This is a genomic window from Methylomarinovum caldicuralii (genome assembly GCF_033126985.1).
Lineage (GTDB): Bacteria > Pseudomonadota > Gammaproteobacteria > Methylococcales > Methylothermaceae > Methylohalobius > Methylohalobius caldicuralii.
The window spans coordinates 1,998,360-2,023,521 of the sequence record NZ_AP024714.1 but is presented as its reverse complement, the minus strand read 5'-3'; the positions used below and the strand labels follow the sequence as shown (position 1 = coordinate 2,023,521).

At 64.4% G+C, this 25,162-nt stretch carries 26 protein-coding genes and 1 pseudogene; 18 read left to right on the top strand and 9 right to left on the bottom strand.

Annotated elements, in window-relative coordinates:
* Nucleotides 1–8: 8 nt before the first annotated feature.
* Nucleotides 9–878, top strand: coding sequence for a cytochrome c oxidase subunit 3 (locus MCIT9_RS10320; RefSeq protein ID WP_317704803.1), 870 nt, complete (start codon nt 9–11; stop codon nt 876–878).
* Nucleotides 879–912: 34 nt separating this feature from the next.
* On the opposite strand, the gene MCIT9_RS10315 is transcribed toward MCIT9_RS10320, so the two are convergent.
* Nucleotides 913–1,152, bottom strand: coding sequence for a twin transmembrane helix small protein (locus MCIT9_RS10315; protein ID WP_317704802.1), 240 nt, complete (start codon nt 1,150–1,152; stop codon nt 913–915).
* Between the two features lie 74 nt (nt 1,153–1,226).
* Here MCIT9_RS10315 and MCIT9_RS10310 point away from each other — a divergent pair, with 74 nt between their 5' ends.
* The 5 genes from MCIT9_RS10310 to ftsX are packed head-to-tail and all read left to right on the top strand — an operon-like array spanning nt 1,227 to nt 6,143.
* A complete protein-coding gene (locus MCIT9_RS10310; RefSeq protein WP_317704801.1) occupies nt 1,227–1,916 on the top strand; it encodes an SURF1 family protein in 690 nt (229 codons plus the stop codon).
* Complete coding sequence (locus MCIT9_RS10305; protein ID WP_317704800.1) at nt 1,913–2,509, top strand: hypothetical protein; 597 nt, start codon at nt 1,913–1,915, stop codon at nt 2,507–2,509. The genes MCIT9_RS10310 and MCIT9_RS10305 overlap by 4 nt, the downstream gene beginning before the upstream one ends.
* A gap of 14 nt (nt 2,510–2,523) precedes the next feature.
* Entirely contained in the window at nt 2,524–4,548 is a 2,025-nt protein-coding gene (ftsY, locus tag MCIT9_RS10300) for a signal recognition particle-docking protein FtsY (protein WP_317704799.1), read from the top strand.
* A 4-nt stretch (nt 4,549–4,552) separates the two neighbouring features.
* Entirely contained in the window at nt 4,553–5,212 is a 660-nt protein-coding gene (locus MCIT9_RS10295) for a cell division ATP-binding protein FtsE (protein ID WP_317704798.1), read from the top strand.
* Nucleotides 5,213–5,216: 4 nt separating this feature from the next.
* The gene (gene ftsX / locus MCIT9_RS10290; RefSeq protein ID WP_317704797.1) at nt 5,217–6,143 is read left to right on the top strand and encodes a permease-like cell division protein FtsX; all 927 of its coding nucleotides are present in this window, start codon (nt 5,217–5,219) and stop codon (nt 6,141–6,143) included.
* Between the two features lie 217 nt (nt 6,144–6,360).
* Here ftsX and istB read toward each other — a convergent pair whose 3' ends face one another.
* The gene (istB, locus tag MCIT9_RS10285; protein ID WP_317704796.1) at nt 6,361–7,167 is read right to left on the bottom strand and encodes an IS21-like element helper ATPase IstB; all 807 of its coding nucleotides are present in this window, start codon (nt 7,165–7,167) and stop codon (nt 6,361–6,363) included.
* Nucleotides 7,164–7,604, bottom strand: a complete 441-nt coding sequence (locus MCIT9_RS10280; protein WP_317704795.1) for a Mu transposase domain-containing protein — start codon at nt 7,602–7,604, stop codon at nt 7,164–7,166. Before MCIT9_RS10280 ends, istB begins: the two co-directional genes overlap by 4 nt.
* Nucleotides 7,605–7,810: 206 nt before the next feature.
* On the opposite strand from MCIT9_RS10280, the pseudogene MCIT9_RS10275 reads away from it, so the two are divergent.
* The 4 genes and pseudogenes from MCIT9_RS10275 (at nt 7,811) to rpoH (ending at nt 11,383) form a co-directional block, all read left to right on the top strand.
* Nucleotides 7,811–9,052 (top strand): annotated as a pseudogene (locus MCIT9_RS10275) (IS256 family transposase).
* A 114-nt stretch (nt 9,053–9,166) separates the two neighbouring features.
* Nucleotides 9,167–9,304, top strand: coding sequence for a hypothetical protein (locus MCIT9_RS10270; RefSeq protein ID WP_317704794.1), 138 nt, complete (start codon nt 9,167–9,169; stop codon nt 9,302–9,304).
* Nucleotides 9,305–9,446: 142 nt separating this feature from the next.
* A complete protein-coding gene (gene amoC, locus MCIT9_RS10265) occupies nt 9,447–10,283 on the top strand; it encodes a bacterial ammonia monooxygenase, subunit AmoC (RefSeq protein WP_317704793.1) in 837 nt (278 codons plus the stop codon).
* Between the two features lie 236 nt (nt 10,284–10,519).
* Nucleotides 10,520–11,383 carry an RNA polymerase sigma factor RpoH gene (gene rpoH / locus MCIT9_RS10260; protein WP_317704792.1) on the top strand — a complete coding sequence of 288 codons (864 nt, stop codon included), beginning with the start codon at nt 10,520–10,522 and terminating at the stop codon, nt 11,381–11,383.
* A 56-nt stretch (nt 11,384–11,439) separates the two neighbouring features.
* Here rpoH and cyoE read toward each other — a convergent pair whose 3' ends face one another.
* The gene (gene cyoE / locus MCIT9_RS10255; protein WP_317704791.1) at nt 11,440–12,348 is read right to left on the bottom strand and encodes a heme o synthase; all 909 of its coding nucleotides are present in this window, start codon (nt 12,346–12,348) and stop codon (nt 11,440–11,442) included.
* An 83-nt stretch (nt 12,349–12,431) separates the two neighbouring features.
* Between cyoE and MCIT9_RS10250 the strand changes: the two genes are divergently transcribed.
* From MCIT9_RS10250 to MCIT9_RS10215, 8 genes are all read left to right on the top strand, one after another.
* A complete protein-coding gene (locus MCIT9_RS10250) occupies nt 12,432–13,820 on the top strand; it encodes a M16 family metallopeptidase (RefSeq protein WP_317704790.1) in 1,389 nt (462 codons plus the stop codon).
* The gene (locus MCIT9_RS10245; RefSeq protein ID WP_317704789.1) at nt 13,810–15,141 is read left to right on the top strand and encodes a M16 family metallopeptidase; all 1,332 of its coding nucleotides are present in this window, start codon (nt 13,810–13,812) and stop codon (nt 15,139–15,141) included. Before MCIT9_RS10250 ends, MCIT9_RS10245 begins: the two co-directional genes overlap by 11 nt.
* On the top strand, nt 15,125–15,688 hold the full coding sequence (rsmD, locus tag MCIT9_RS10240; RefSeq protein ID WP_317704788.1) for a 16S rRNA (guanine(966)-N(2))-methyltransferase RsmD: 564 nt from the start codon (nt 15,125–15,127) through the stop codon (nt 15,686–15,688). Before MCIT9_RS10245 ends, rsmD begins: the two co-directional genes overlap by 17 nt.
* Complete coding sequence (gene coaD, locus MCIT9_RS10235) at nt 15,685–16,176, top strand: pantetheine-phosphate adenylyltransferase (RefSeq protein ID WP_317704787.1); 492 nt, start codon at nt 15,685–15,687, stop codon at nt 16,174–16,176. The genes rsmD and coaD overlap by 4 nt, the downstream gene beginning before the upstream one ends.
* 1 nt (nt 16,177) lies before the next feature.
* Complete coding sequence (locus MCIT9_RS10230; protein ID WP_317704786.1) at nt 16,178–16,426, top strand: YfhL family 4Fe-4S dicluster ferredoxin; 249 nt, start codon at nt 16,178–16,180, stop codon at nt 16,424–16,426.
* A 23-nt stretch (nt 16,427–16,449) separates the two neighbouring features.
* A complete protein-coding gene (gene ggt / locus MCIT9_RS10225; RefSeq protein ID WP_317704785.1) occupies nt 16,450–18,111 on the top strand; it encodes a gamma-glutamyltransferase in 1,662 nt (553 codons plus the stop codon).
* An 84-nt stretch (nt 18,112–18,195) separates the two neighbouring features.
* Complete coding sequence (locus MCIT9_RS10220) at nt 18,196–18,717, top strand: hypothetical protein (protein ID WP_317704784.1); 522 nt, start codon at nt 18,196–18,198, stop codon at nt 18,715–18,717.
* 13 nt (nt 18,718–18,730) lie between these two features.
* On the top strand, nt 18,731–19,516 hold the full coding sequence (locus MCIT9_RS10215) for a 4'-phosphopantetheinyl transferase family protein (RefSeq protein ID WP_317704783.1): 786 nt from the start codon (nt 18,731–18,733) through the stop codon (nt 19,514–19,516).
* Here MCIT9_RS10215 and tsaC read toward each other — a convergent pair.
* The 5 genes from tsaC to MCIT9_RS10190 all read right to left on the bottom strand — a co-directional run bounded on the left by tsaC (nt 19,430) and on the right by MCIT9_RS10190 (nt 25,162).
* Nucleotides 19,430–19,993: an L-threonylcarbamoyladenylate synthase type 1 TsaC gene (gene tsaC, locus MCIT9_RS10210; protein WP_317704782.1), complete on the bottom strand. Its 564-nt coding sequence runs from the start codon at nt 19,991–19,993 to the stop codon at nt 19,430–19,432. The two genes, MCIT9_RS10215 and tsaC, sit on opposite strands and share 87 nt — an antisense overlap.
* A gap of 147 nt (nt 19,994–20,140) precedes the next feature.
* Nucleotides 20,141–22,453: a type I DNA topoisomerase gene (gene topA / locus MCIT9_RS10205; RefSeq protein ID WP_317704781.1), complete on the bottom strand. Its 2,313-nt coding sequence runs from the start codon at nt 22,451–22,453 to the stop codon at nt 20,141–20,143.
* Nucleotides 22,454–22,481: 28 nt separating this feature from the next.
* Entirely contained in the window at nt 22,482–22,946 is a 465-nt protein-coding gene (locus tag MCIT9_RS10200; RefSeq protein ID WP_317704780.1) for a Smg family protein, read from the bottom strand.
* Nucleotides 22,947–22,973: 27 nt separating this feature from the next.
* Nucleotides 22,974–24,071: a DNA-processing protein DprA gene (gene dprA / locus MCIT9_RS10195; protein ID WP_317704779.1), complete on the bottom strand. Its 1,098-nt coding sequence runs from the start codon at nt 24,069–24,071 to the stop codon at nt 22,974–22,976.
* Nucleotides 24,068–25,162, bottom strand: coding sequence for a LysM peptidoglycan-binding domain-containing protein (locus MCIT9_RS10190; RefSeq protein WP_317704778.1), 1,095 nt, complete (start codon nt 25,160–25,162; stop codon nt 24,068–24,070). The genes dprA and MCIT9_RS10190 overlap by 4 nt, the downstream gene beginning before the upstream one ends.

Genomic DNA, 25,162 nt, shown 5'->3' with positions numbered 1-25,162 from the left:
GGAGAGTTATGGCATCTGCAAGCGGTTATTATCTGCCACACCAGGCCCGATGGCCGATCATCGGTTCCATCGGTCTGACCCTGTTTCTGGGTGGCTTCGGGGCGATGCTGATCGGCTCCGGCGCGGGGCCCTTCTTCATGGTGCTGGGGCTGTTGACCGTCCTCGGCATGATGGCGGGCTGGTTCGGCGAAGTCATCAACGAGGGGCTCAACGGCCTTTACGACGCCCAGGTGGAGCGTTCCTTCCGCTGGGGCATGATCTGGTTCATCGCCTCGGAGGTGATGTTCTTCGCCGCTTTCTTTGGCAGCCTGTTCTACGTGCGCATGTACGCGGTTCCCTGGCTGGGCGGGGAAGGCACCACCGGTGTGGGGGCTTTCACCCATCTGTTGTGGCCGGATTACGCACCGGAGTGGCCCACCAACGGCCCGGCCCATATCGGCGGCGAGTTCGAACCCATGGAGCCCTGGGGGCTTCCGGCGCTCAACACCCTGATCCTGCTTTCCAGCGGCGCCACGGTCACCTGGGCCCACTGGGGGCTGCTCAAGAACGACCGGAGCCAGTTCGTCAAGGGGCTGATCGCTACTATCGCCCTGGGTTTCCTCTTTGTCGGCTTCCAGGCGTACGAGTACTATCACGCCTACACCGAAATGGGCCTGACCCTCGGGGCCGGGATCTATGGTTCCACTTTCTTTATGCTCACCGGCTTCCATGGCTTCCACGTGACCATCGGCACGATCTTCCTGGCCGTGGTGTTGCTCCGCGCCCTGCGGGGCCATTTCGATGCCGAGCACCACTTCGCCTTCGAAGCGGCGGCGTGGTACTGGCACTTTGTGGACGTGGTCTGGCTGGGCCTGTTCATCTTCGTGTACTGGCTCTGAGCGGTTCCGCTCATCCAGCCAAGGGGCGCTGCTTTCAGGGCAGCGCCTTTTTTGTTGCCTGGGGCAGCGGGCGGATGCCGTGAGGCTTGATCCAGCCTTTGAAGGCGGCAAATAGCAGGAAGAAGAACAGGACCAGCGACAGGGAGATGCGGGTGGTCAGCGCCTTGGCGGTGCGCGGTGAGCGGCTCGGATCGTTGAGGAGGTAGTAGAGGGCGGAGCCGAGGCTGACGACGATGCCGACGAATGCGGCGAGGATGATCAGTCTAATGAGCATGATGATGAAAAAACACCGCTGCGAAATCGGTCATGGTAAAACGCCGTAACATCCTTTTCAAACCCAGTCTCCTGATGACACTTTTGACGCTGGTCGCCGTGGTTGCGTTCCTGAACCTGGGGAACTGGCAGCTGCGGCGGGCGGCGGAGAAACAGGCGCTGTTGGATCTGCAGGCCCGGCGCTGGCAGCAGCCGCCGCTGGTTTTGGACGGGGAGGAAACCCTGGCGCAGCTGGGGCGCTACCGCCACGTCCGGGTGAAGGGCGTCTGGGACGGCAGGCACCAGTTTCTGCTCGACGGGCGCACGCACCAGGGACGGGCCGGCTACGAAGTCCTGACACCGCTGTTGCTCCCCAGCGGCCGGATCGTGCTGGTCAACCGCGGCTGGGTGCCGGCCGCCGCCGACCGCCGCACGCTGCCGGACGTCTCCCTCGGTGACCATGCGGTGACGGTGGCGGGATGGGTCGATGCCTTTCCCCGGGCCGGCATGGACCTGCCGGGAATGCGCCGTCTGTCGCCGGGCTGGCCCAGCGTGGTCCAGGTGCTGGAACCCGAGGCGGCCGCGGCGCGGCTCGGCCGCCCGGTGGCCGATTTCCAGATCAAACTCGATCCTGAGGCGGAGGAGGGCTACGTGCGGGCCTGGGAATTGGCGCACATCCGGCCGGAACGCAGCCGGGGATATGCCTTACAATGGTTCAGTTTTTCCGCCATCGCCGTAGGACTTTGGCTGTGGCACGGATGGAAACGGGCGAGGAGACGGGTTTGACACGACAACGCAAACGCCACGGTCTGTGGATATTCTGGCTGATCGTCCTGATCGGCACGGCACCGTGGCTGGGGGCCTGGTACTTGGTCAGGCATCCGGGGCTATGGGGAACGCCTGGAAATCACGGTCAGCTGCTCCAGCCGCCCAGACCGCTCTCTTACGAGCAGTTCCAGCCGGTTCCCGGCGCCAGGAAGGATCTGAAGGAAATCCGGGGGCGCTGGGTCATGATGCATGTGATCGTTCCCGGCGACGAACCTGCCTGTCGCCAAGTGCTGGACGACACCCGGCGGCTGCACCCGCTGTTCAGCAAGGACATTCCCAGAGTGCGGCGGCTGGCGGTCTGGGGCGAGGATCGGCCGCCCGCGGCGGGGTTACGGAGCCAGCTCTTCGGGGATCGCGATCTGTATCTGGCGCGCGTACCGCCGGATTTCGCTGCCCGGCTGGCCGGCTGGATCGGCAGGCCGTTGCGCTGCGGCCAGCTGTTTCTGATGGATCCGCTGGGAAATTTGATGATGTGGTATGATGCCGGATTCGACCCCTACGGGCTCTACCGGGATTTGAAACGCTTGCTCAAAGCCTCGCGGATCGGCTGAAACGCGCTGCGATCATGTACAGAAAATTCGTTCTTTTGACCCTGTTCTTTCTCGTCGTCACCTTCGCTCTCGGCGTTTACGTGCGTGCCACCGGCGCCGGAACCGCCTGCCCCGACGCGCCGGCGTGCTTCGGTCAGTGGTGGCCGCCGGAAAACCTGCCGGCCGAGGCATTGCAGCGCTATCCCGGCGTCTTCTACGATGCCGCCGCCGCGCGGCTGCACATGCTCCACCGTCTGGCGGCGGGTGCGGCAGGGGTGCTGCTGTTGGGGCTGCTGGTGACCGCAGTGCGCCACCCCCGCCGCCGCATCGCCCTGATCGGCAGCTGGAGTCTGGCCTTGTTGTACGGGCTGCAGGCGGGACTGGGCGCGGCCCTGGTGGCCAGCCGCATGATGCCGGCGCTGGTCGCCTTCCACTGGTTGAGCGGCGTGGCGATGATCCTGACGGCCTTCGGCTGGTATCTGCGCCTCGCCCCGTCGCCCTGGGAACGCTATGCCCACACCCAGGGTTTGCGGCGTCTGGCCCTGATTGCCCTGGGCGTCGCCCTGCTCCAGGGCTGGCTCGGGGCCCTGGTGGGGGCTGATTACGCCGCTCTGGTGTGCCCGGATTTCCCCACCTGTCAGGGGCGCTGGTGGCCTGAAAGCCCCGACTGGCACGCCCTGGCCTTCTGGGAGCAGTGGCACTACGGGCTGAGCGGATGGAGCCTGCCTGATGCCGACGGCCGCATCACCCTGCACTGGCTTCACCGCCTCGGGGCGCTGGTGGGGTTCGTGGTGCTGTTCCTGCTGGGGCTGTCGATCAGTTCCAATCCCAAGGTGCCTCACCTGAGCAAAGTTGGGGTACTGCTCAACTTCCTGCTGCTGGTGGTGATCGCCTTCGGCATGTCGGTGGTCATCAAGGGCGCGCCGGCCTATCTGGTGGTGGGCCATTCGCTGGCGGCGCTGGCGATCCTGGTCACGGGCTACGGCGTGGCGTTCTTCCTCCGCTGCGGTCCGCCGCTGCCCCAGGCGCGCGCGGCCGAAGCCGCAGGAGAAGCGCCGCCGCCTCCCGAGGTTCCGATCCCGCCGCCGGCAGAGGTGCCGCCCGCGCCGGAAACCCTGTTCGAGCGGCTCAAAAGCGGCCTGGGCAAGACCCGCAAGGGGCTGACCGGCTTCCTCGCCTCCCTGCCCCTGGCCGGACGCGAGCTGGATGAGGAGCTGCTGGAGGAGATCGAAACCCACCTGCTCATGGCCGACGTCGGTGTCGAGGCCACCGAAGAAATCATCGACCGCCTCAAGGCCCGCCTGTCGCGTCAGCAGCTCAAGGATCAGGAGACGGTGATGCAGGCCCTCCACGACGTGCTGCTGGAGATCCTCGAACCCTGCAGCCGGCCCCTCAGGATCGATCCCGCCCACAAACCCTTCGTGATCCTGGTGGTGGGGGTCAACGGCGTCGGCAAGACCACCACCATCGGCAAGCTGGCCAAGCGCCTGCAGCGTCAGGGCCGCAGCGTCATGCTCGCCGCCGGTGACACCTTCCGCGCCGCCGCCGTGGAACAGCTCAAGGTCTGGGGAGAACGCAATCAGGTACCGGTCGTCGCTCAGCACAGCGGCGCCGATTCCGCCTCGGTCATCTACGATGCCCTCCAGGCCGCCAGGGCGCGCGGCATCGACGTGCTCATCGCCGATACCGCCGGCCGTCTCCACACCAAGTCCAATCTGATGGAGGAGCTGGCCAAGATCAAGCGTATCATGGCCAAGCTCGATCCCACCGCCCCCCACGAGGTGCTGCTGGTGCTCGACGCTACCACAGGGCAGAACGCCATCTCCCAGGCCGAGCAGTTCAACCAGGCGGTGGGGGTGACCGGCATCGCCCTGACCAAGCTCGACGGCACCGCCAAAGGCGGGGTGATCTTCGCCCTGGCCAAGCGCTTCGGCATTCCGATCCGCTTCATCGGCATCGGAGAAGGCATCGACGACCTGCAGGACTTCAACGCCAAGGCGTTCATCGATGCCTTGTTCGCCGAACAATCCCGGGAGGCGCCGGCTCCGCTCCTGCACTGACGCCATGCTGCGTTTCCAGGGGGTCGGTAAGCGCTATCCGGGCAGCGGCGAGATTTTGAAAGGGCTCGATCTGGCGGTCGAGCGCGGTGACATGGCCTTCATCACCGGCCATTCCGGGGCCGGCAAGAGTACCGTCCTCAAGTTGGCGGCTCTCATCGAACGGCCCAGCCGCGGCCGGATTTTCCTCAACGACCGCGATCTGACCCGGCTACCGTCCCGGAGCGTGCCCTACCTGCGCCGCCGCATCGGTCTAATCTTCCAGGACTACCGCCTGCTTTACGACCGCAGTGTGTTCGACAACGTCGCCCTGCCGCTTCAGATCGCCGGATACGCGCCGGAAGAGATCGAGCGCCGCACCCGGGCGGCCCTGGCCAAGGTGGGACTGGCCGGCTGTGAACGGCGCGGGCCGGTCACCCTCTCCGGGGGCGAACAACAGCGGGTCGGTATCGCCCGGGCCATCGTCACCCGCCCCCCCTTGATCCTGGCCGACGAGCCGACCGGAAATTTGGACCCGGACTTGTCCCAGGAGATCTTCGCCATGTTCCGCGATTTCAACCGGGTCGGGGTGACTTTTCTGATTGCCAGTCACGACCAGGGGCTGGTCGAACGCTTCGCCAGCCGCTGGTTCCACCTGGAACAGGGACGTGTCGTCGAAGTGGGGTGAGGGGATGGCTGGCCGGCTGAAGACCTACCTGCGTCTGCACCGCCAGGCTTTGCTTTCCAGTCTGGAGGAGCTGTGGCGGGCACCGTGGATGACGGCGGTCACGATCGGCGTCATCGCGGTCACTCTGGTGCTGCCTTTAAGCTTCCATCTCATCTTGTCCCAGGTGCAGCGTTTGGGGGGCGCTTTCGATTCCGGTCGGCAGGTGACGCTGTATCTGCAGCCGGATCTGCCCGCAAAGAAGGCGCAAAGCCTGGCGGCGCGTCTGCGGGAGGAGGAGGCGGTGGCGCAAGTCCATCTGATCGGCAAGGACGAGGCCCTGGCTCAGTTGCGCGAGGCGGGCGATTTCGCCGCGGCCCTGGACTGGCTGCCCGACAATCCGCTGCCGGCGGTCATCGAAGTGACACCGAAGCCAGCCTGGAGCGAGGAGGCCCGCCTTGCCGAGCTGATCCAGCGCTGGCGCCGGTGGCCCGGCGTGGAGCAGATCCAGTGGAATCAGGCCTGGTTGCAGCGCTTTCGGGCCTGGTTGCGCCTGGCCCGGCACGCCGCCTTGGCGCTGGGGGTGATTCTGTCGCTGGCGGTGGTGCTGGTGGTGGGCAATACCGTGCGCCTGGAATTGGAAGAACATCATGAAGCGATCGAGGTGATGAGCCTGCTGGGCGCCACCCCCGGTTTCATCCGCCGTCCGTTCCTGTATTGCGGCTTCTGGTTCGGCTTCCTCGGTGGCGGTGCGGCGCTCGCGGGCGTTTTCCTGCTGTATCGGCTGCTCTATCCCCATGTCGTCGAACTGGCGCGCCTCTACGGCAGCCGCTTCGAGGCGCACTTCTTCTCCCTGGGTGAAATCCTCGGAATCTGGCTGGCCGTGTGCCTGCTGACGACGGCCGCCGCCGCGCTGGTGGTCAGCCGGCACCTGTGGCGGCTGTTCCGTCCGTGACATCGCTCCCGGGCGGTTTTTTGCCCTGAATCAAGGAACTTTCCAAAAAGCTGGCACTCTCTCTTCGAGAGTGCTAGATTGGCCTTCGGCTTTGCAACAACAACAAACCAACAGGGGGGATAGCAGGATGAGCAACGCACTGGCCATTCCGGGTATCGGCATGTCAAGCGACACCAGAAATTGACCCTCTTGCGACACTTGGAACTGCCCCCCTGGTTTACAAGGTTGTTGCGTTGGATTTCCCGGCTTGCTCAGTCCCGGGGAGGTGGGAAGCGGGCCTGATAAGGCCGGCCCGCCGTTTCTCCCGCAGGCGATAGCTTTCGCCGCGGATGGTGATGACATGGCTGTGATGTAACAGCCGGTCCAGGATGGCGGTGGCGACCACCGCGTCTCCGAAGACTTCTCCCCATTCGCCGACACTGCGGTTGCTCGTAATCAGCAGGCTGCCCCGCTCATAGCGCCTCGAGACCAGTTGGAAGAACAGGTGGGCTGCCTGGGATTCGAAAGGCAGATACCCCAGTTCATCGACAATGAGCAGCTTGGGTTTGCTGTAGTGCGTGAGACGTTCCTCCAGCCTGCCCTGGGCTTGTGCCTGGGTGAGGGTGGTCATCAGGGCTGTGGCGGTGGTAAACAGCACCGAATAACCTTTGTGGATGGCCTCACGGCCTAAGGCGACGGCCAGGTGGGTTTTGCCGACTCCCGGGGGACCGAGCAGCAGGAGTGCGTCGCCGTTGGCGATCCAGCGTCCTGTGGCCAGTTCCCGGATCTGTTTGGGATCGACCGACGGCTGTGCCTGGAAGTCGAACCCCTCCAGGGTGCGCACGTAGGGGAATTTGGCAATGCTGGTGGCCATGTGAACCCGGCGCTGGTCCTTCCTGGCGATTTCGGCTTCGCACAGGAAGGTGAGGGCCTCCCGCAGGTTGAGGTCTCTTCGGGCGGCCTCGTCGAGCAGGGTGTCGAGGCCGTCGCGAATGGCAGTGAGCTTGAGCCGGGTGAGCATGGCGTCGAGGCGGTCGTTGTTCACCAGGCACCTCCTGCGATCTGCTCATACTCGGCCAGGGGGCGTAACAGCTCGGAAGTGGCGGGCTCGACCGACGGGGATGGGGCCGGATGCGGGGAGCTGATCACGCCCTTGAGGTGGGCCGGATCGAGACGGCGCTGACGTTTGCCGACCGCTTCGGCATGGCAGGCGACCAGCACGCCGCCGTGGTAGATCTTCACCTGGCCGGTTTCGATCTGGACCTGGGTTTGCTGGCCGATCAGCCGCCAGGGAACGCTGTAGCGGTTGGTGTCGACTTCGACGCAGGCATCGGCGTGGACCTTGCGGCTCAACTCCCGGATCTGCTGGAAGGGCGCCCGGTCTTTCAAGGACCCAAGCGCCTGCCGCGCTTGTGCCTGGAAGCGGTCGATGGGACGCTCACCGGTGGTGCCATGGATGCGCACGTCGGCCACGGCCGCCATCCAGTGTTCCAGATGGGCCTGGAGCTCGGCAAACGAGCCAAACTCACGTCCGGCAATGGCGTTGCGCTTGACATAGCCGACACCATGCTCGCATTTGCCCTTGGTAGGAGCTATGCTGATTTCTGGTGTATGGGGTGATTGAAGAAGCGGTGTACCCTGATGACTGATCGTGACGAAACAACAACCACCAGGAGATGTACATCGCTATGAACGAGAGTAACGTTGTCGAGTTGAAAACACCAGCCGAAGATGCCTTGAATGAACTGCTGAAGGAAGGGGCCAGGCAGCTTTTGGCGCAGGCCATTGAGGCGGAGGTGGTTGAGCTTCTGAGCCGATATGCCGATCAGAGCGTGGACGGGAAGCGGGCAGTGGTGCGCAATGGGTATCTCCCGGAACGCAGCATCCAGACCGGTCTGGGTGAGGTGCCGGTCAAGGTCCCCAACGTTCTGGCCAGGGTATCAAGTTCAACAGCCGACTGGTACCGCCGTACCTGAAGCGGACCAAGAACGTCGAGGAATTCATCCCCTGGTTGTACTTGAAGGGGGTCTCGACGGGGGAGATGCATCCAGCGCTGGAGGCCCTGCTGGGCCAAGGGGCTGTCGGCTGCCACGGTCGGTCGGCTCAAGAAGATCTGGGAGGCGGAGTATCGGCAATGGCGCCGGCGGGATCTGAGTCGGCGGCGCTATGTGTACGTATGGGTCGATGGGGTCTACAGCAACGTGCGGCTGGACGATCGTCTGTGCCTGCTGGTGGTGGTAGGCTCGGACGAGACGGGGCGCAAGGATCTGCTGGCGGTGGTCGATGGCTATCGGGAGTCCGAGGCCAGCTGGCTGGAGGTGATCGAGCAACTAGAAAGCCAGGGGCTGACGGTCCCGCCAAAGCTGGCCATTGGTGACGGCGCTCTGGGTTTTTGGAAGGCCATCGCCAAGAAGTGGCCAAAGACGGCACAACAGCGTTGCTGGGTGCACAAGACGGCGAACGTGCTGAACAAGGTGCCCAAGTCGGTGCAGCCCAAGCTCACGGAGGCCCTGCACGAGATCTGGATGGCCGAAACCCGGCAGGACACCTACCAGGCCTTCGACCGTTGCGTGAAGCGCTTCGAGGCCAAGTACCCAAAGGCCATAGAATGCCTGACGAAGGACAAGGAATCGCTGCTGGCGTTCTACGATTTTCCTGCCAAGCACTGGCAGCACATTCGGACAACGAACCCGATCGAATCGGTATTTGCCACGGTGCGCCTGAGGACCATCAAGACCAAAAACTGTCGCAACCGCATGACGATATTGACGATGGCATGGAAGCTGATGGAGACAGCGCAGAAAAAGTGGCGACGCCTTCGGGGCTACAATCTGTTGGCCGATGTGGTCGAGGGAGTGAAATTCAAGGATGGCGAACGCGTAGAGGATCATTCACAGGGTACGACCGAGGCGGCTGGACACCAGATTTGACAATAGCTCGGCAGCTCGGCGCAGCGCAAGCTGTTCTTCAACCTGCGCAAGGCGCGCAAAAGGCTGAACTGGCTGAACCAGAACGAAGCGGAAGCGATCGCCAAGGATCTGGGCGTGAAGGTGGAAACCGTGCGGGAAATGGAAAAGCGCATGAACGGTCAGGACATGGCCTTCGACGGCGGCGCGGACGAGGAGGAAAACGCCTCTCCGGCGCCGGTCCATTTCCTCACTTCTAATAGTTTAATATTGTAACCATTTGAAATAAAAATGGTTTTTATGCGATATAAAACTACAAAAAATGTATTATTTTTGATCTGGGTCAAAAAAGCGCGACGATGGAACTGGTAGATTTTGCCTCGCTCGTCATAACAACGAAACGTTAAGGAGGTTACTTATGGCAGCTACATCGGCTGGTGTCTCCGCCCAGGCGGAGCAACCTATATTGAACCGCAGATGGCTTGCGTTTGCCTTTGCGATCTACACCATCCTCTATTCTTGGGTGGTGTGGTATGAAAGGGTTTACGGCTGGCAAGCTGGTCTGGATTCCTTCGCACCGGAATTCGAAACCTACTGGATGAATTTCCTGTACACTGAAATCGTGGTGGAAGTCATCATTGCCGCCATGCTGTGGGGTTATCTGTGGCGCACCCGGCCCCGCGATCTGGACAAGATCGCTGGCACCCGGGAGGAGCTGCGCCGCAACTTTACCCATCTTATCTGGTTGTTTGCCTATGCCTATTCCATTTACTGGGGGGCGAGCTTTTTCACTGAACAGGACGGAACCTGGCATCAGACCATCGTCCGTGATACCGACTTCACGCCGAGCCACATCATCGAGTTTTATGGTTCGTATCCGGTCTACATCATCACGGGTTTTGGCGCTTTCATCTACGCTCATACCCGTTTGCCTTACTTTGACTATACAAAGAAGGGGATGTCCCTCCCGTACCTGATCTCGGTGGTGGGGCCGTTCATGATCGTCCCTAACGTCGGTCTGAATGAATGGGGTCATACCTTCTGGTTTATGGAAGAGTTGTTCGTTGCCCCCCTGCACTACGGTTTTGTCTTCTTCGGTTGGTTCGCGCTGGGGATCCTGGGAGTCTGGCTGCAGAGCCTTGCCAGTATCCTGAACTTGCTGGGCAAACCGCTGTGTGGTGAGGTCTACGACGAGGCTGTCGCCCGCATCGGCGCTGACCAGGCCCAGTGGGCGGACGACGTCTTGGAAGACTGATTGACGCTTCATGTTTTTCTCCATATCCCCCCACAGGGAGGTGGGGGACCCTGGAAAAGTGGTTGCACTTTTCCTTATTGCGTAGCCATTGAATTGCCTCTTTTTGGGGACCGCCCTTCGGGGCGGTTTTTTTCTTTACGTCAAGGAACTTTCCAGGAGACTGGCACTCTCTCTTCGAGAGTGCTAGATTGGCCTTCGGCTTTGCAACAACAACAAACCAACAGGGGGATAGCAGGATGAGCAACGCACTGGCCATTCCGGGCATCGGCAAGTCGATCCGTTCGGTCAACGACTACATCGTGGCCGTCAATCAACTGCCGAAATTGAGCGCCGAGGAGGAGCGGGAGTTGGCTACCCGCTTTCGGCGCCAGAACGATCTGGAAGCAGCCAAGCAGCTGATTCTCGCCAATCTGCGCTATGTGGTGCCGATCGCCAAGGGCTATCTGGGTTACGGTCTGCCGCTGGCGGACCTGATCCAGGAAGGCAACATCGGCTTGATGAAGGCGGTGAAGCGTTACGATCCGGCGGTCGGGGTGCGCCTGATTTCCTTCGCGGTGCATTGGATTCGTGCCGAGATCCACGAATTCATCCTGCGCAATTGGCGCATCGTCAAGATCGCCACCACCAAGGCGCAGCGCAAGCTGTTCTTCAACCTGCGCAAGGCGCGCAAAAGGCTGAACTGGCTGAACCAGAACGAAGCGGAAGCGATCGCCAAGGATCTGGGCGTGAAGGTGGAAACCGTGCGGGAAATGGAAAAGCGCATGAACGGTCAGGACATGGCCTTCGACGGCGGCGCGGACGAGGAGGAAAACGCCTCTCCGGCGCCGGTCCATTTCCTCCATGCGCGAATCGATTCCGATCCGGCGCACCAATTGGAGGAGCACGAGTGGCAGCAAGTCGAGCACGAACGGCTTCAGGCCGCCCTGTCGCAGCTCGACGAGCGCAGCCGCGACATTCTGCAGTCGCGCTGGCTTGGGGAAAAGAAGGTCACCCTTCAGGAACTGGCCGACCGTTATGGTGTTTCCGCCGAGCGCATTCGCCAATTGGAAAAGAATGCGCTCAAAAAGCTCAAGCACCTGATGTTGGCCGAAGCGGCCTGAGCGCCGACCTGTTGCAAAGTGCGGCGGGCGGTTCCGGAAACGGGGCCGTCCGTTTTTTATGGATAAAAATACCAGTAGTGGTCCACCAGCAGGGCGGCGAACAGGATCATCAGATACAGGATGGAGTAGGCGAAGGTCCGCATCGCCAGGCGCTTGTTGTCAGGCTGCAGGCGCAGCTGCCAGGCCAGATAGAGGAAGATGGCGTCCAGGATGACGGTGACGCCCAGGTAGATCAGGCCGCTCATGCGGGTGAGGTAGGGCATCACGCTGATGACGGTGAGGAGGATGGTGTAGAGAAACACCTGCAGACCGGTGAACTCGACGCCGTGGGTCACCGGCAGCATGGGAATGTCCACCTTGGCGTATTCGTCGCGTTTGGCGATGGCCAGGGCCCAGAAGTGGGGCGGGGTCCACAGGAAGATGATGAGGAACAGCAGCACCGTGTTGGGGTGGATCTGCCCCAACACCGCGCACGATCCCAGGATTGGCGGCACCGCCCCGGCCGCCCCGCCGATGACGATGTTCTGGGGGGTGGCCCGTTTCAGATAGACGGTGTAAACGACCGCATAGCCAATCAGCGACAGGAAAGTCAGGATCGCCGTCAGCCAGTTGACCCAGACCACCAGGATGATCATCGAGGCCAGCCCCAAAGCCGAGGCGAATACCAGCACCTTCCAGGGCTCCAGTTCCCCCTGGGGCAGGGGACGGTGGCGGGTGCGGCCCATCTGGGCGTCGGCGTGACGGTCGAGATAATGGTTGAAAGCGGCCGCCGAGGCCGCCGCCAGGGCGATGCCTAGGGTGCCGAAAACGAGCGGTCGCAGCGGCACCATGCCGGGAACCGACAGGAACATGCCGACGACGGCGGTGAAGACGATCAGCGCCACCACCCGGGGTTTGCACAGCTCGAAATAGGCGCGCCAGGAGGCGGAAGGGAGCGTGGAATCGTCGAGCGTTTTCGCTTTCATGGGCCCTGAGGGTGAGATTGCATTACAATGGTTGGGACATATCATTTTATACTAAATCCCTTGGAATTTACGGGACGGACGCGATGATCCGAAGATTTCTCTGTTTTCTCTGGCTGGTGTTGCTGCTGCCGTTGGCCGCCTGCGCCACCGCCCCCAAGGTTCACGAATACAGGCTCGACAACGGCCTCAAGGTGGTGGTGAAGGAAGATCACCGCGCTCCGGTGGCGGTCTCCCAGGTATGGTACAAGGTGGGTTCGAGCTACGAGCACGACGGCATCACCGGCATCTCCCACATGCTCGAACACATGATGTTCAAGGGGACCGAAAAGCACGGGCCGGGCGAATTCTCCCGCATCATCGCCGAGCTGGGCGGGCGCGAGAACGCCTTTACCGGCACCGATTACACTGCCTATTTCGAAACCCTGGAAAAGTCCCGGCTGCCGGTGGCCTTCGAACTGGAGGCGGACCGCATGCGTCACCTCAAACTGGACGAAAAGGAATTCGCCAAGGAAAAGCAGGTGGTGCTGGAGGAGCGCCGCATGCGCACCGACGACCAGCCGAGGGCCAAGACTTACGAACACTTCATGGCCGTCGCCTTCACCAACGGCCCGTACCGGAATCCGGTGATCGGCTGGCCGGCGGACATCGAAGCACTCACCGTCGCCGACCTGCGCCAGTGGTACCGGCAGTGGTACGCCCCCAACAACGCCACCCTGGTGGTGGTGGGAGACGTGGATCCCGAGCGGATTCTCACGTGGGCGAAAAAGTGGTTCGGCCCGCTCGAACCCAGTGAGATTCCGCCGCTCAAGCCCCGCACCGAAGTCGAGCAGCGGGGAGAGCGGCGGCTGACGGTGAAGGTGCCGGCCAAACTGCCCTATCTGCTCATGGGGTACAAGGTGCCGGTATTGGCGAGTCTGCCCGAGGACCGGCAGTGGGAAGCCTACGCCCTCACCGTGCTGGCCGGCGTTCTCGACGGCGGTGAAAGCGCCCGCCTGGCCACCCACCTGGTGCGGGGCAGACAGATCGCCGCCGCCGCCGGCGCCGGTTACGATCTCTACGACCGTTTGCCGACACTGTTTCTGTTCAATGGCACCCCTGCTCAGGGTCATGACCTGGACGAACTGGAACAGGCCCTGCGCCAGGAGGTCAAGCGGTTGCAGGAAGAACCGGTGTCCGCCGGGGAGCTGGAACGGGTCAAGACCCAGGTGACCGCCGAAGCCGTCTACGAACGGGACTCCATGTTCTACCAGGCCATGCAGATCGGCCTGCTGGAGACCAACGGACTGGGCTGGCGCCGCCTGGACGAGTACGTCGACCGCATTCAGCAGATCACCGCCGCCCAGGTGCAGGAAGTGGCGCGCAAGTACCTGACCGCCGATCATCTCACCGTCGCCCGGCTGCAGCCGTTGCCGATCAAGGCCGGTCAGCGTCCGCCCGCACCGGCAGGTTTAGGAGGTAACCATGTCCGTTAAAGCTTGTTTCGCGCTCTTTGTGGGGCTGGTGCTGGCCTTCGATGTCTGGGCCGGGCCCAAGATCCAGTCCTGGCGGACCGAAAACGGCGTGAAGGTCTATTACGTCCACACGCCGGAATTGCCGCTGGTAGACGTGCAGGTGGTGTTCGCCGCCGGCAGCGCCTGGGACGGGGACCGCTTCGGTCTCGCCCACCTGACCTCGGCGCTGCTCGATACCGGCGCCGGCCGCTGGGATGCCGATGCCATCGCCCAGCGTCTGGAAAACGTGGGCGCGCAGCTGAGCACCGGGGTGTCGCGCGACTCCGCCTGGCTCGATCTGCGCAGCCTCACCGCCGCGGACAAGCTGGACGTCGCCCTGGAAACCGCCGCCGAGATCCTGGCCCACCCCCGCTTCGCCCGGGCCGATTTCGAGCGGGAAAGGAAGCGCCTGCTGCTGGCCCTGAAACAGCGGGAGGAATCGCCCGGGCAGCTGGCAGCGATGCGTTTCTACCAGATGATCTACGGCGACCACCCCTACGCCCATCCCAGCGAAGGGGAGATCGACACCGTCAAGGCGATGCGGCGCCAGGATCTTGAGGACTTTCACCGTCGCTATTACGTCGCCCGCAACGCCCTGGTGGTGGTGGTCGGGGCCGTGAGCCGCACCGAAGCCGACCGCATTGCCCGCCGCCTCACTGATGCACTCCCGCAGGGGGAGCCGGCCGCACCGATCCCGCCGGTCCCCGCGCCGCAGCACGCCCGTACCGAGCGCAAACCCTTCCCCTCGGCCCAGACCCACATCTATACCGGCATGCCGGTGATCAGACGGGGCGATCCCGACTACTACGCCCTCTACGTCGGCAACCACATCCTCGGCGGGGGCGGCTTCACCTCGCGCATCGTCAAGGAAGTGCGGGAGAAGCGGGGGCTGTCCTACAGCGCCTACAGTTACTTCGTGCCGCTGAAGGAAAAGGGGCCGTTCGTCGCCGGCCTGCAGACCCGCAACGATGCGGCGGAGTCCGCCCTCGAGGTGCTGCGCCGGACCATCGACCGCTATCTGGCCGAAGGGCCAACCGAGACGGAGCTGGAGGCGGCCAAGAAGAACATCACCGGCGGTTTCGTGCTGCGTTACGACAGCAACGCCAAACTGGCCGACTACGTCGCCATGATCGGTTTCTACGGTCTGCCGCTGGACTATCTCGACCGCTTCCCCCGCGAGGTGGCCCGGGTCGACCGCACGGCGGTCGTCGAAGCCTTCCGGCGTCATCTGGATCCCGACCGTTTCCAGACGGTTCTGGTGGGCGGGGGCGCCGTTTCCAGGGGTGATGGCGAAAAGCAGTGAAGTCCGCCTGATCGCCGGCCGCTGGCGCGGGCGCCGGCTGCGTTTCCCGGCGGTTTCAGGATTGCGGCCGACGCCGGGGATCGTGCGCGAGACCCTGTTCAACTGGCTGCGGGAGGCGGTTTCAGGGGCCCGCTGTCTTGACCTCTACGCCGGCAGCGGCGCCTTGGGGCTGGAGGCCGCCTCGCGGGGGGCGGGTGAGGTGGTGCAGGTGGAATCCCATCCTGGCGTCGTGCGCCATCTGCAGGCGACCGCCCGCCAGCTGAACGCCGAAATCCGCGTGGTCCGTGCCGACGTGCCGCGGTTCCTGCGCCGCCCGCCCGACCGCCCCTTCGACATCGTGTTTCTCGATCCGCCCTTCGGACGCGGCCAGGTGGCACCCGTCTGCCAGGCCCTGGAACAAGGCGGGTGGCTGACGGCGACCGCCTGGATCTATGTCGAGGCCGAAGCGGTGCTGACGCCGGCGGTGCCGTCCGACTGGACGCTGTGGCGCCACAAACGGGTGGGGGAGGTCGGTTGTCATCTGTACCGGAGGCAGGCACAGGCATGAACGTCACCGCCATTTATCCCGGCACCTTCGATCCCATCACCAACGGTCACGTGGATCTGGTCGGGCGCGCCGCCGGGGTCTTCTCCCGGGTGGTGGTGGCGGTGGCGGAAAACCGCGGCAAGGGGCCGCTGTTCACCCTCGACGAGCGCGTCGCCCTGGCCCGGCAGGTCCTGGCGCCCTGGGACAACGTCACCGTGATCGGCTTCGGCAATCTGCTGGTGGACTGCGCCCGCGAGCACGGGGCCCGGGTCATCCTCCGGGGGCTGCGGGCGGTGTCGGACTTCGAGTACGAATTCCAGCTGGCGGCGATGAACCGGCGCCTCACCGGCGACGCCATCGAAACGATGTTCCTGACCCCGGCGGAGCAGTACGCGTTCGTGTCCTCGAGCCTCATCAAGGAGATCGCCCGGCTCGGGGGGGACGTGACCCCGTTCGTTCCGGAACCGGTCGCCCACAGGCTCAAGCAGGTTTTTCAAGCAGGAGAATGATATGGCCCTGAAGATCACCGACGAATGCATCTGCTGCGATGTGTGCGTGTTGGAGTGCCCCAACGACGCCATCTCCCTGGGAGAGGAGATCTACGAGATCGACCCGGACCGCTGCACCGAATGCGTGGGCCATTACGAAACCTCCCAGTGCGTGGAGGTGTGTCCGGTGGACGCCATCATTCCCGATCCCGACATCCGCGAAGACCGGGAAAACCTGCAGCGCAAGTACCTCAGGCTGCAGCAGGAATGAAGCCGGTGCGGGGTGGCGGCAGGATGAGGCCGTTTCTGCTGCTCTGGCTGGCCTGGTCGGTGGCGGTCTGGGCCGGGCCGAAACCGCCCCGGGCCGCCATCGCCTCCGCCCATCCGTTGGCGACCGCTGCCGGTTTCGAGATCCTCGACCAGGGCGGCAACGCCTTCGATGCCGCCGTGGCGGTGGCCGCCGCGCTGGCGGTGGTGGAGCCGGCCGGTTCCGGTCTCGGGGGTGGCGGCTTCTTCCTGCTTCATCGGGCCCGCGACGGCCGTCAGGTGATGCTCGACGCCCGGGAAACCGCTCCGTTGGCGGCCCGGCGCGACATGTATCTGGATGCCGCCGGCAATCCCATCCCCCGCGCTTCCATCGACGGCCCGCTGGCGGCCGGCATTCCCGGGGTGCCGGCCGCCCTGGCGCATCTGGCGGAGAACTACGGCCGCCTGCCGCTGCGCCGCTCCCTGGCCCCGGCGATCCGCTACGCCCGCGAAGGCTTCGTCGTCGGTCCCCGCTATCTGGAACAGGTCGAGCGGCGTCAGGCGGTGTTGCGCCGCTATCCCGCCGCGGCGGCGGTCTTCCTGGAAAAGGGGCAGGTGCCCCGGCCCGGCTTCCGCCTGGTGCAGCCGGATCTGGCCCGGGTGCTGGAGGCGCTTGCGGCCCGGGGCCTGGCCGGTTTCTACGACGGTTGGGTGGCGGAACGTCTGCTGGCCGGGGTGCGGGCCGCCGGCGGTATCTGGAGCCGGGCGGATCTGGCCCGCTACCGGGTGGTGGAGCGGCGGCCCGTCGTCGGTCGTTACCATGACGTCCGCATCGTCAGCGCCGCGCCACCGTCTTCCGGCGGGGTGGTGCTGGTGGAAACCCTCAACATCCTGTCGGCCTATACGCTGACCCGTCTCGATCCGGCCACCGCCAAGCATCTGATCGTGGAAGCCTGGCGTCGGGCCTACCGCGACCGGGCGCTGTATCTGGGCGATCCGGATTTCGTCTCCATGCCGCTGCGGCGGCTGCTCAGCCCCGATTACGCCGCCGGTTTGCGGGCCGCCATCCGTCCCGACCGGGCCCTGCCCAGCGCCTGGCTGGCCGCGGAACCGGAAACTGGCGGCGCCGGGGCCGACACCACCCATTTCTCCATCCTTGACCGTGACGGCAACCGGGTGGCGGCGACCCTGAGCGTCAATTACCTGTTCGGCTCCGGCTTCGTGGCGCCCGGTACCGGTGTGCTGCTCAACGACGAGATGGACGATTTTGCCATCAAGCCCGGGGTCCCCAACCTCTACGGCCTGGTCGGCGGCAGCGCCAATGCCATCGCCCCCGGCAAGCGGATGCTGTCGAGCATGACGCCCACCTTCCTGGAAACCCCGGACCGGATCGCCGTCCTCGGCACGCCCGGCGGCAGCCGCATCATCTCCATGGTGACCCTCGCGGCGCTGGATTTCGCCGCCGGCTTCCGTCCGGCCCTGTGGGTCGCCTGGCCCCGCTTCCATCACCAGTATCTGCCGGACGAGATCCAGTACGAGCCCGGCGCCCTGAGCGGCGCGGAACGCCGGGCCCTGCGCCGTCGCGGCCACCGGCTCAAGGCCCTGGGAAGGACTTACGGCAACATGCAGGCGATTCTGTGGGACTGTTTTCTGGACCGGGTGGAGGCGGCCAGCGATCCGCGCGGGGAAGGAAGGGCGGTGGTTCGATAGGTGCTGCTGGAAAGTTTTGTTACCCTACGATCTGGCGGCAAGGGGAGCCGTCGATCATTTCCATGACTTTCGAGGGTAACAATTATGCAAACAATCAGACAAATCAGCCTGGTCCTCGCCCTGAGTGCAACCGTTTCCGCAGCAGGCGCTTTGGAATGCGACGATGGAGTGCCGGTCACGGTCAGCGGCACGATCGATACAATCAATCTTTCCGAAACCATTCAGGTGGGACACATCCATTTGGTGCTGACGGACTTGGGAGGAAGCGAGGTGTTTGCGGACACCGGCGGTATCTTGGGTCAAATTAGCGGTACTCAGCCGGACGGCACGGTGCTGCTCAATCACTACGTTTGTTTTAATAACAATGACTGCCTGACGACCCGCAAAGACCAGGCGACGCTGACGCCGGCGGCGAATCCGTTGTGCGCTGATAATAGCGTGGGCCGTTTCGACGTCGTGGAAATCGTCTCCCACACCAGGGGAAAGGGGTTTTTCAAAGGAATTGAAGCAGCCATCGAGGCGAACGGGACCGTCAATTATTGCCCTGAGGACAATGGCAATCATTTTGTCCTGACAGGTGAAGCCTGCGTCGCTTCGCTAGACTGACGCAGCAATTTCCATGCTCCCCTTGCTGCCGCTGGACAACGAAATCCGCGTCTGGCGTCTGTCTCTGGATTTGCCGCCGAATCTGCTGGCGTGCTGTGAGGCGGTGCTCGCCGAAGACGAACGCCTCAGGATAAGCCGCCTGCAACGGCCCGGGCACCGCCGCCGGGCCGTTGCCGCCCGGGGGCAGCTGCGCTGGCTGCTGGCGCACGGGCTGGGCGTGGCGCCGCAGGCGCTGAGCTTCGGCCGGGAGCCCCGCGGCAAACCCTATTTGCTGGATCATCCGCTCCGCTTCAACCTGTCCCACAGCGGGGACTGTCTGCTGGTCGCCCTGGCCTGGGACGGCCGCTTGGGCGTGGACGTGGAACAGGTTCGCGTCTTGCCGCGGATGGCGGCGCTGGCCGGACGCTGCTTCGCCCCTCAGGAATATCAAACCTGGCAGGCCGCTGGCGCCAGGGGGGACGATTTTTTCCGTCTCTGGACCTTGAAGGAAGCCTTCGTCAAGGCGGACGGGCGGGGACTGGCGCTGGGGCTTGAGCGCTGCCGCTTCGACCTGCATCCGCCGCGCCTGGTGGCGGCACCGCCGGACTGCGGTCGGGTCGCGGCGTGGCAGGTGCATGCCTGGTCCCCGGCGCGAGGCTGGCAGGCGGCCCTGTGCGTGCATGGCGGCGGTGGCCGGCTGGTGACAGGAATGCTGGCGCCCGAGCGGTTGCTGTCAGGGGCGCAGGCAGCGGCCGGTGAGGGCGTCGAAGATGGGGGTGGGGCGTTCGAGGCCGCCGAGCGGGCCGGGGACCGGCAATAGCTCCGGCCGGTCGCGAAAATACCGCCGCACTTCAAGCAGGCAGCGGGCCGGCCGGTGGCCGGCGGGATTGGCGCTGGTGGACACCAGCGGGCCGCCGAAGGCGCGGCACAGCTGGGCGGCGACCGGGTGGGCGGTGACCCGGCAGGCGACGGTGGGACGCTTCCCCCGCAGCCATTCCGGCGCCAGCGGGGAGGCGGGCAGGATCCAGGTGACCGGTCCCGGCCAGGTTTCGAGCAGTCTTTCCACCACGGTTTCCGACGGCAGCCGGACGAACGGCAGCAGCTGCTCGATATCGGCAGCGATCAGGATCAGGCCCTTGTCCGCCGGCCGGCCTTTCAGCGCCAGAATGATCTCGACCGCCGCTTGGTTCCAAGGGTCGCAGCCGAGGCCGTAGACTCCCTCGGTGGGATAGGCGATCACCCCGCCGCGGCGCAGGTGACGGACGATGAGCCGCAGACGCCAGCGGGATAGGATCATGGCATTGCTTTGAGATGCAGAAGCCGGCCGGAGGGGGTGGCGGTCAGGGCGTACTCGGCCTGGATGGCCGAGTTCGAGTCTCCACGGATGGATTCACGACGTCCCTGACTGCCACTCCCTCCGGTCGGCCAGAACATGGCGGGGAAGTTATCCGGTCCCGGCGGCGGCCGCTTCCGCCGCTTCGGTTTCCTCGTAAGGGGCGGTGTAACCGCAGTGCTTCTGCGGGCAGACCTTCTCCGTGCCCCGCCGTTTGGTGGTCTTGAGGGTGAGGATGGGCCAGCCGCACTCTGGGCAGGGTTCGGCCAGGGGCGGGTTCCAGACCGCATAGCGGCACTTGGGATAGGTGGCGCAGGAATAGAAGATCTTGCCCCCGCGTGACTTGCGCTTGAGCAGGTTGCCCTGATGGCACTGGGGGCATTCGACGCCGGTGTCCTCCGGTTTTTCCAGCGGCTCGACGTAGCGGCACTTGGGATAGCCGCTGCAGCCGATGAACTTGCCGTAGCGGCTGACCTTGATTTGCAGCGGCTTGCCGCATTGGGGGCACTGGCGGTCCAGGGTTTCCGGTTCCTGGGCCTTGCCGTCGCTGTCCAGGTTGCGGGTGTACTTGCACTCGGGGAAGTTGGTGCAGCCGATGAAACGGCCGTTGCGTCCCAGGCGGATGGACAGCTGGCCGCCGCACTCGGGGCACTTTTCGTCCAGGGCCTCCTGGGTGACGTCCTTGCGCTGGACGCTGCTGTCCTTGTCCAGCACCAGGCGCTTGAAGGGTTCCCAGAAGTGCTTCAGCAGCCCGATCCACTTCTTCTCGCCGCGCGACACCGCATCGAGCTCGTCCTCCAATCCGGCGGTGAAGTGATAGTCCACGTAGCGGGTGAAGTGCTCGGTCAGGAACTTGTTGACGATGCGGCCGATGTCGGTGGGCTTGAAGCGCTTGTTCTCCAGCACCACGTATTCGCGGTTGAGCAGGGTGGAGATGATGCTGGCGTAGGTGGAGGGACGGCCGATGCCGTATTCCTCCAGCGCCTTCACCAGACTGGCCTCGGTGTAGCGGGGCGGCGGTTCGGTGAAGTGCTGGTCGGCGAGGATGTCCTCCAGGGCCACCTGCTGGCCTTCCCGCAGCGGCGGCAGGATTTTGTCACCGTCCTCTCCGCTGCCGTCGTCCTTGCCTTCCTGGTACACCGCCATGAAGCCCGGATGGGCGATGGTGGAGCCGGTGGCGCGGAACAGGTTGTCCTCGTTGCCACAGGCCAGGTCCACCGCTACGGTGTTCAGGGTGGCGTGGATCATCTGGCAGGCGACGGTGCGCTTCCAGATCAGATCGTAGAGCTTGTACTGCTCCGCCGTCAGGTACGGCTTGACCTGCTCCGGCAAGCGCCCCACCGAGGTGGGACGGATGGCCTCGTGGGCCTCCTGGGCGTTCTTGGATTTGGCCTTGAACACCCGCGGCTTGGGCGGCAGGTTGTCCTTGCCGTACACTGAAGCGATCAGGTCGCGGATCTCCGCCACCGCCTCCTGGGCCAGCTGGGTGGAGTCGGTACGCATGTAGGTGATGAGACCGACGGTCTCGCCGCCGATGTCGATGCCCTCGTACAGCTGCTGGGCCACCGACATGGTGCGGCGGGTGGTGAAGCCGAGCTTGCGCGCCGCCTCCTGCTGCAGGGTGGAGGTAATGAAGGGCGGCGCCGGGTTGCGGCGGCGCTGCTTCTTTTCCACCTTGACCACGGTGAGCCGGCCCTGGGCCAGATCCAGCAGGGTCCGGCGCACCTGATGGGCCTGGTCGGCGTCGGTGAAACTGAACTGCTTGACCTTTTCGCCCTGGTACTGCAGCAGGCGGGCTTTGAAGGGCTTTTCCTCGGCTTTGCAGGCGGCTTCGATGGTCCAGTATTCCTGGGGCTCGAAGTTCTCGATCTCGATCTCGCGTTCGACGATCATCCGCAGCGCCGGGCTCTGCACCCGGCCGGCGGAAAGTCCGCGGCGGATCTTGCGCCACAGCAGTGGCGACAGGTTGAAGCCCACCAGATAGTCCAGCGCCCGGCGCGCCTGCTGGGCGTTGACCAGATTCATGGAGATCTCGCCGGGATTTTTCAGCGCCTCCTGCACCGCCCGCTGGGTGATCTCGTGGAACACGATGCGGTGGGCGGGTTTGTCCTTGATGGACTTGTCCTGCTTGAGGATCTCCAGAATGTGCCAGGAGATCGCCTCGCCCTCGCGGTCCGGGTCGGTGGCAAGGAAGAGGGCGTCGGCCTGCTTGGCCGCCTGCTTCAGGGTCTGGACGTGCTTTTTGTTCTTGTCGATGAGTTCGTATTTCATCGCGAAATCGCGCTCGGGATCGACCGCCCCCTCCTTGGGGACGAGATCGCGCACGTGCCCGTAGGAGGCCAGGACCTTGAAGCCGGGCCCCAGGTATTTGGCGATGGTTTTCGCCTTGGCGGGCGATTCGACGATGACGAGATTCTGAGCCATTCGGTTCGGATGGGTTCGGTTGAAAAAATCAGTGCAGGGCGACCGGCGTGGTGCCGTAGACCAGGTCTTCCATGCGGGCGAAGGCCGCCTCCTGGTCCGGCTGGCTGAACAGCACCATGAGGACGATCCATTTGAGGTTTTCCAGGGTCAGTTCCTCGGCGCTGAGCGCCATGGCCCGGTCGATCACCAGTTCCCGGTTAGACGGGGTGAGGATACCGGTTTGTTCCAGAAACAGCAGCAGCCCGCGGCATTCCTGATTCAGTTTGGCCTGTTCCTCCGGCGCGTAGATGCGGAAGGTGGGCATGGTGGTCTGGATCGGCTGGCCGCAGGTGAGCGATTCCAGCCATCCGAACGCCTTGTCGATGTCGCGCTCGGGAAAACCGGCGGCGACCAGTTCGTTGCGGAGCGAATCCGGATCGGGCATGCGTTCCGGATCTTCGTCCATGTAGTTCTCGAACAGGTACAGCAACACGTCAAACACGTTTTCTTTCATGGCATTTTTTCCTGGGCCGTGGGCCGATTAACGAATCCGTTGATAACACCCGCCTGCAGCCGCGGCGATGTGACCTTCCAGTTCGAGGATCAGCAGCATCGAGGCCAGATCCTCCGGCGTCATGCCGGTGCGTTCCACCAATTGGTCCACTGAGGTGGGAGCGTAATCGATTTTAGCCAATAAGTCCCGATAATCGTCGTCAAGTTCATCGCTGGGCGTCACCGCCGGGGGATTGTCGGCGATCGGTGGGGATGTGGCAAGCAGGCCGAGGGCGGTGATGATGTCCTCCACGGTTTCCACCAGGTGGGCGCCGTCGCGGATCAGTGCATTGCAGCCCTTGGTCTGGGGATTGTGAATGTCGCCGGGGACCGCCAGCACCTCGCGGCCCTGTTCCAGGGCGCAGCGGGCGGTGATCAGGGAACCGCTGTGGCGGGCTGCCTCCACCACCAGGGTGCCGAGGGAGAGACCGGCCATGATCCGGTTGCGCCGGGGAAAATGCTGGGCCCGCACCGGCGTGCCAGGCGGGAATTCTGACACGATCGCCCCGCCGCTGGCAATTTCGCCTGCCAACTGCTTGTGGCGGGCGGGATAGACGCGGTCGGGTCCGGTGCCGATGACAGCGACGGTGGTGCCGCCGCGCAGGGCCCCGCGATGGGCGGCGGCATCGATCCCCAAGGCCAGGCCGCTGGTGACCACCAGCCCCAGGGCGGCCAGCTCGGTGGCGAAGGATTCGGCGGTCCGGCGGCCGCCGGCGGTGGGATGGCGGCTGCCGACGATGGCGATCTGGGGCCGTTGCAGCAGTGCCGCATCGCCGCGCACGAACAGCACCGGCGGCGGGGAGGGGATGGTTCTCAGCTGCGGCGGATAGCGCGGATCCGGCAACGGCAGGATGTGGCAGCCGGGTTGCTGTCCCCACTGCAGGCTGCGTTCGACCTGTTCCCAGCGGGGAGACAAGAGGGCGTCGATGGTGGCGTGGGGCAGGCCCAGTTCCCGCAGGACGGCGGCGGGCTGCTGGAAGACCGCCGCCGGGGAGGGGAAATGGCGCAGCAGGGCGGTGATGCGCTGGCCGCCCAGACCCGGGGTCTGGGTCAGGGCGAGCCAGCAGCGCAGGTCGTCTTGGTTCAAGCGTCCGGGGCGGTGACCAGATCGCCGAGGTGAATGGCGCGCGTCGCTTTCATGACGATACCGTAACTGACCCGTTCGAAGGGACGGAAGACCATCACCCAGCCCTCTTCCTCGTCCGGCAGGGTGACCCATTCCGACGCACGGCGCTCCAGATTGTCCAGCACCTTGACCCCGTGGCGCCAGACCTTCAGGACATGCCCCTTTTGTAGGCCGTCGTGCGTGCCGCGGTCGATGACCACCAGCGCGTACTGACCGATCTGGGAGACGCCGTCGAGCACCTTGACGATGTGGCCGCGCACCGATTTCGGGGCCGGCTGTGGATAGTAGTCCAGCGCCAGCTGCGCGGTGCCCACCGGCAGCAGCCGGTCACCCACCAGGATCTCGCGGACGCTGCGGTCCACCTCCAGCACGGCCGGATCACCTCGCTGCCGCAGGTGGCTGTCGGCGACGTAGAGGGCGTTGTAGCCGAGGATTTCCTCGGTTTCCGGGTCGCGGATGGCATCGTCAGGGCGGAACACGGTGTAACTGCCCTCGGCGGCGTTTTTAGGGAAGCGGCGGACGTAGAGGGTGTCACCGCTGCCGCCGATGAGGCGATTGTCCGCCAGGCTGATGATGTAAGGCGCGGTCTCCAGCTCCTCCCGGCTGACCACCTTGGGGGTGGTGAGGAACTGGCGCACCGCCTCGTAAGGGATGGTCGGGATCGCCTGTGTGACGGGACGCTCGCGGATGGCAGGTTCCAGCTTCTCCACCCCGGGCGGCGGATTTCCCCGCTGCAGGGTCAGATAGGGGCGGCCGTTGTCGAATTGCAGCACCAGGACATCGCCGGGATAGATCCAGTGCGGGTTCTTGATTTGGGGGTTGGCCTTCCAAATTTTGGGCCAGTCCCAGGGATTTTTCAGAAACCGGGCGGCGATGTCCCACAGGGTATCGCCCTTGACGACGGTGTAGCGCTGCGGATGGTCAGCCGCCAGGGGCACCTCGGCGGCCTGGATGGCGGCAATACAGCAGCCGAGCACGAGGACGAGACAGAAACGGCGAAGGCGGTGCATGACGGCGATCCCTCCAGTGCGGGCGAAGAAACTTTGGTTCAT

Excerpts from the sequence above, each read along its gene's own strand:
- MCIT9_RS10220 (WP_317704784.1), top strand. The coding sequence starts at position 18,196 with ATGCAAACAATCAGACAAATCAGCCTGGTCCTCGCCCTGAGTGCAACC.
- MCIT9_RS10215 (WP_317704783.1), top strand. The coding sequence starts at position 18,731 with ATGCTCCCCTTGCTGCCGCTGGACAACGAAATCCGCGTCTGGCGTCTG.
- coaD (WP_317704787.1), top strand. The coding sequence starts at position 15,685 with ATGAACGTCACCGCCATTTATCCCGGCACCTTCGATCCCATCACCAAC.
- ggt (WP_317704785.1), top strand. The coding sequence starts at position 16,450 with ATGAGGCCGTTTCTGCTGCTCTGGCTGGCCTGGTCGGTGGCGGTCTGG.
- MCIT9_RS10310 (WP_317704801.1), top strand. The coding sequence starts at position 1,227 with ATGACACTTTTGACGCTGGTCGCCGTGGTTGCGTTCCTGAACCTGGGG.
- MCIT9_RS10320 (WP_317704803.1), top strand. The coding sequence starts at position 9 with ATGGCATCTGCAAGCGGTTATTATCTGCCACACCAGGCCCGATGGCCG.
- MCIT9_RS10280 (WP_317704795.1), bottom strand. The coding sequence starts at position 7,604 with ATGGCGGCCGTGGCCGACGTGCGCATCCATGGCACCACCGGTGAGCGT.
- cyoE (WP_317704791.1), bottom strand. The coding sequence starts at position 12,348 with ATGAAAGCGAAAACGCTCGACGATTCCACGCTCCCTTCCGCCTCCTGG.
- rsmD (WP_317704788.1), top strand. The coding sequence starts at position 15,125 with ATGGCGAAAAGCAGTGAAGTCCGCCTGATCGCCGGCCGCTGGCGCGGG.
- MCIT9_RS10250 (WP_317704790.1), top strand. The coding sequence starts at position 12,432 with ATGATCCGAAGATTTCTCTGTTTTCTCTGGCTGGTGTTGCTGCTGCCG.
- MCIT9_RS10200 (WP_317704780.1), bottom strand. The coding sequence starts at position 22,946 with ATGAAAGAAAACGTGTTTGACGTGTTGCTGTACCTGTTCGAGAACTAC.
- tsaC (WP_317704782.1), bottom strand. The coding sequence starts at position 19,993 with ATGATCCTATCCCGCTGGCGTCTGCGGCTCATCGTCCGTCACCTGCGC.
- topA (WP_317704781.1), bottom strand. The coding sequence starts at position 22,453 with ATGGCTCAGAATCTCGTCATCGTCGAATCGCCCGCCAAGGCGAAAACC.
- MCIT9_RS10190 (WP_317704778.1), bottom strand. The coding sequence starts at position 25,162 with ATGAACCAAAGTTTCTTCGCCCGCACTGGAGGGATCGCCGTCATGCAC.
- amoC (WP_317704793.1), top strand. The coding sequence starts at position 9,447 with ATGGCAGCTACATCGGCTGGTGTCTCCGCCCAGGCGGAGCAACCTATA.
- MCIT9_RS10230 (WP_317704786.1), top strand. The coding sequence starts at position 16,178 with ATGGCCCTGAAGATCACCGACGAATGCATCTGCTGCGATGTGTGCGTG.
- MCIT9_RS10315 (WP_317704802.1), bottom strand. The coding sequence starts at position 1,152 with ATGCTCATTAGACTGATCATCCTCGCCGCATTCGTCGGCATCGTCGTC.
- rpoH (WP_317704792.1), top strand. The coding sequence starts at position 10,520 with ATGAGCAACGCACTGGCCATTCCGGGCATCGGCAAGTCGATCCGTTCG.
- ftsX (WP_317704797.1), top strand. The coding sequence starts at position 5,217 with ATGGCTGGCCGGCTGAAGACCTACCTGCGTCTGCACCGCCAGGCTTTG.
- MCIT9_RS10245 (WP_317704789.1), top strand. The coding sequence starts at position 13,810 with ATGTCCGTTAAAGCTTGTTTCGCGCTCTTTGTGGGGCTGGTGCTGGCC.
- ftsY (WP_317704799.1), top strand. The coding sequence starts at position 2,524 with ATGTACAGAAAATTCGTTCTTTTGACCCTGTTCTTTCTCGTCGTCACC.
- MCIT9_RS10295 (WP_317704798.1), top strand. The coding sequence starts at position 4,553 with ATGCTGCGTTTCCAGGGGGTCGGTAAGCGCTATCCGGGCAGCGGCGAG.